The 3227-nt window shown below is 61.7% G+C and carries 1 protein-coding gene; it reads left to right on the top strand.

Annotated features, from left to right (window positions below; genetic code table 11):
* The coding region (locus WBB85_RS22845) for a DNA-directed RNA polymerase subunit beta' (protein ID WP_432640866.1) at nt 1–2914 on the top strand (2914 nt) is incomplete at its 5' end.
* Between the last annotated feature and the right edge of the window lie 313 nt (nt 2915–3227).

Below are 3227 nucleotides of genomic sequence, written 5' to 3' on the forward strand. Positions count from 1 at the left end.
CAAGGCGATCCAGCTTCACCCGCTGGTCTGTTCGGCCTTCAACGCCGATTTCGACGGCGACCAGATGGCTGTCCACGTGCCGCTCAGCCTTGAGGCGCAATTGGAATGCCGCGTCTTGATGATGTCCACGAACAACGTTCTGTCGCCTGCCAATGGTGCTCCGATCATTGTTCCGTCGCAGGATATGGTTCTGGGTCTCTACTACGTGTCGATGATGCGTGAAGGGATGCAGGGCGAAGGCATGATCTTTGCATCTGTCGACGAGGTGCAACATGCACTCGACGCAGGTGCAGTGCATCTGCATGCCAGGATCACCGCGCGCATTCCGCAGATCGACGCGGAAGGCAACGAGGTTCTCACACGGTTCGAGACGACCCCGGGCCGCGTGCGGCTGGGTGCGCTCCTGCCGCGGAACACCAAGGCGCCCTTCGAACTGGTGAACCGTCTTCTCCGCAAGAAGGACGTGCAGAACGTCATCGACACTGTCTACCGCTTCTGCGGTCAGAAAGAGTCGGTCATCTTCTGTGACCAGATCATGGGCATGGGTTTCCGTGAAGCCTTCAAGGCGGGCATTTCCTTCGGCAAGGATGACATGGTCATCCCGGATGAGAAGTGGACCATCGTCAACGAGGTCCGCGATCAGGTGAAGGAATTCGAACAGCAGTATATGGACGGTCTGATCACCCAGGGTGAGAAGTACAACAAGGTCGTCGATGCCTGGTCGAAATGTTCCGACGCCGTCGCCAACGCGATGATGGGCGAAATCTCGGCCGTGCGCATAGACGATGCGGGCGCCGAGAAGGAACCGAACTCTGTCTATATGATGGCGCATTCGGGTGCGCGGGGTTCGCCCGCGCAGATGAAGCAGCTTGGCGGTATGCGCGGTCTGATGGCCAAGCCGTCGGGCGAGATCATCGAAACGCCGATCATCTCGAACTTCAAGGAAGGTCTGACCGTTCTTGAATACTTCAACTCGACCCACGGCGCCCGGAAGGGTCTGGCCGATACCGCGCTCAAGACCGCGAACTCGGGCTACCTGACCCGCCGTCTCGTGGACGTGGCGCAGGATTGCATCGTGCGGATGCCCGATTGCGGCACCGAACGGGCGATCACGGCCTCGGCCGCCGTCAATGACGGGGAAGTCGTCTCGCCGCTTAGCGAGCGCATCCTTGGCCGGACCTCGGCCGATGACGTGCTGGTTCCGGGTTCGGACGAGGTGATCGTGCGGGCAGGCGAGCTGATCGACGAACGCAAGGCCGATGCCGTGGAAACGGCTGGTGTTGCTTCGGTCCGCATCCGCTCGGCCCTGACCTGCGAGGCCGAGGACGGCATCTGTGCGGCCTGCTACGGTCGTGACCTTGCCCGTGGTACCCAGGTCAATATCGGCGAGGCGGTCGGTATCATCGCCGCCCAGTCGATCGGTGAACCGGGCACCCAGCTGACGATGCGGACCTTCCACATCGGCGGCATTGCGCAAGGTGGCCAGCAGTCCTTCCAGGAAGCCAGCCAGGAAGGCAAGGTCGAGTTCCGCAATGCGATGCTTCTCGAAAATGCCAATGGCGAGATGATCGTCATGGGCCGGAGCATGCAGATCGCCATCATCGACGAGAACGATCAGGAACGGGCAGCCCACAAGGTCAGCTATGGTGCGAAGATCCACGTCAAGGACGGCGAAGTCGTCAAGCGTGGCGCCAAGCTCTACGAATGGGACCCCTATACCCTGCCGATCATCGCCGAAAAGGCGGGTGTGGCGAAATTCGTCGATCTCGTTTCGGGCATCTCGATCCGCGACGATACCGACGAAGCGACCGGCATGACCCAGAAGATCGTGACCGACTGGCGCACCGCGCCGAAGGGCAGCGATCTGAAGCCGGAGATTATCGTCATGGACCCGGCGACGGGCGAACCGATGCGCAGCGATGCGGGCAATCCGGTGACCTACCAGATGTCGGTCGATGCCATTCTGTCCATTGAAGACGGGCAGGAGATCAAGGCCGGTGACGTGGTCGCGCGTATCCCGCGCGAAGGTGCCAAGACCAAGGACATCACCGGGGGTCTGCCCCGCGTGGCGGAACTCTTTGAGGCCCGTCGTCCGAAGGACCACGCCATCATCGCCGAGATCGAGGGCTATGTCCGCTTCGGCAAGGACTACAAAAACAAGCGCCGGATCACTCTTGAGCCGGTCGACGAGTCCTTGCAGCCGGTCGAATACATGGTGCCGAAGGGCAAGCACATTCCGGTTCAGGAAGGTGATCATGTCCAGAAGGGTGACTACATCATGGACGGCAACCCGGCGCCGCATGACATCCTGCGCATCATGGGGATCGAGGCTCTGGCCGACTACCTCATCGACGAGGTGCAGGACGTCTACCGGCTTCAGGGCGTGAAGATCAACGATAAGCATATCGAGGTGATCGTCCGCCAGATGCTGCAGAAGATAGAAATTCTCGACTCTGGGGATTCAACGCTTCTGAAGGGCGAGAATGTCGACAAGTCGGAGTTCGACGAAGAGAACGACAAGGTCATCGCGCGCGGCGGCACCCCCGCCACGGGCGAGCCGGTGCTCCTTGGTATCACCAAGGCCTCGCTCCAGACCCGGTCGTTCATCTCGGCGGCGTCGTTCCAGGAAACCACGCGGGTTCTGACCGAGGCGTCGGTTCAGGGCAAGCGTGACCGTCTGGTCGGCCTTAAAGAGAACGTCATCGTCGGTCGTCTGATCCCGGCCGGTACCGGTGGGGCGACGATGCGCGTGCGCAAGATCGCCCATGACCGCGACCAGTCCGTGATCGAACAGCGCAAGGCCGAGGCCGAGCAGGCCGCCCAGCTTGCTGCGCCGATCGAGGAAGTTCTGGACGACGTGATCGACATCGACGCCGATGGCGGTCTCGTGGAGACTTACGAAAGCCGCGACTGACAAGAAGCTGCATGAAACGGATAAGCCCCCCGCCGCGGCGGGGGGCTTTTCTTTTGGTGAGCTGTGAAAGGCGGGACTTTGCTGCCATTCCCATGAGTCCAACGCGAGCCGGGTGGGCGCCTGCCCGTGGGGTGGCGAAGCAACCGAGGTTCAGGGCAGTTTATGGCCGCAAAGCCCCTCGTCCCTCATGCGAAGCGCGCGGCCTCATAAGCGCCAGCCCGCCGGGACGGGCAGGCGCTCGCCCGGCGCCTTCGGCTTGATTCCGGGCGAAAGGGGACAACCGCCAAGGTCCGCTCCGGTGAAGGTTTTCTGA

This window comes from Albidovulum sp. (assembly GCF_049646345.1).
In the GTDB taxonomy this organism is placed as follows: domain Bacteria; phylum Pseudomonadota; class Alphaproteobacteria; order Rhodobacterales; family Rhodobacteraceae; genus Albidovulum.